The sequence below is a fragment of the Corynebacterium sp. KPL4015 genome (genome assembly GCF_040225725.1).
GTDB classification, from domain to species: domain Bacteria; phylum Actinomycetota; class Actinomycetes; order Mycobacteriales; family Mycobacteriaceae; genus Corynebacterium; species Corynebacterium rhinophilum.
Genome location: NZ_JBEHGF010000063.1, coordinates 1 through 861, shown reverse-complemented (window position 1 = coordinate 861; position 861 = coordinate 1). Strand labels below are relative to the sequence as shown.

The following is an 861-nucleotide window of genomic DNA, read 5'->3' as shown; positions in this document are numbered from 1 at the left end:
CGTGGTGTCGCCAACATCAACTATGAAAGAAAAACCCTTGCAGTACCAGGTAAGCGTAACCCTGGTACCAACTACGCAGACTCACGGTACCAACTACGCGGACTCACGGTACCAACTACCCCAAATCCACAACGAGGTCTATGGTACCCCGCGAATCACCGCAAACTCGCCGAGCGCTACCAGATCACCTTGAATCGCAAGACTGTGGCCAAGCGGATGCACCTGATGGGCATTGAAGGGATGTCACCGCGTGCCTTCGTCCCAGCGACAACGATCCAAGCCAAGCGTAAATCTGCTCTTTCTGACCTGGTCAAGCGCATGTTTGATACTGGTGAGCTCAATCGAGTATGGATGTCGGACATTACCTACCTGCGCACCGGCGAGGGCTGGTTGTATTTGTGCGTGGTCCGCGATGGTCATTCCCGCAGGGTGCTGGGCTGGGCTATGGATAGCGTGCAAGACACACGTTTGGTCGAACGAGCACTGCGGATGGCGCATACGCTGCGTGGTGACGTTCCTGACGGGCTGGTGTTTCACGCTGACCGGGGAACACAATTTACCAGTGAGCAGCTCTGGGAGGTGTGCCGCAACCTGGGCGTTGCTCAGTCTGTGGGGCGTACCGGGGTGTGTTTCGATAATGCGTTGGCTGAGTCGTTCTGGTCGACACTTAAGACCGAGTTCTACGACCGGAAGCGCTGGCCAACCCGCGATGTTGCGCGTCAGGTTGTGGCTTACTGGATTGTAGTGGTCTACAACCGTCGGCGTCGGCATTCCGCTCTCGGGAGGACCTGACCCCCATGTGGTGGACACCTGATATCCAGCCCAGTCGAGCTGGCAAGATTGGTAATCTACCACCATGTC

General features: G+C 56.8%; 1 pseudogene. It reads left to right on the top strand.

What is annotated here, in order from left to right:
* Window positions 1–130 precede the first annotated feature (130 nt).
* Window positions 131–783: pseudogene (locus ABRP64_RS11635) on the top strand (IS3 family transposase); the annotation flags it as partial.
* Between the last annotated feature and the right edge of the window lie 78 nt (window positions 784–861).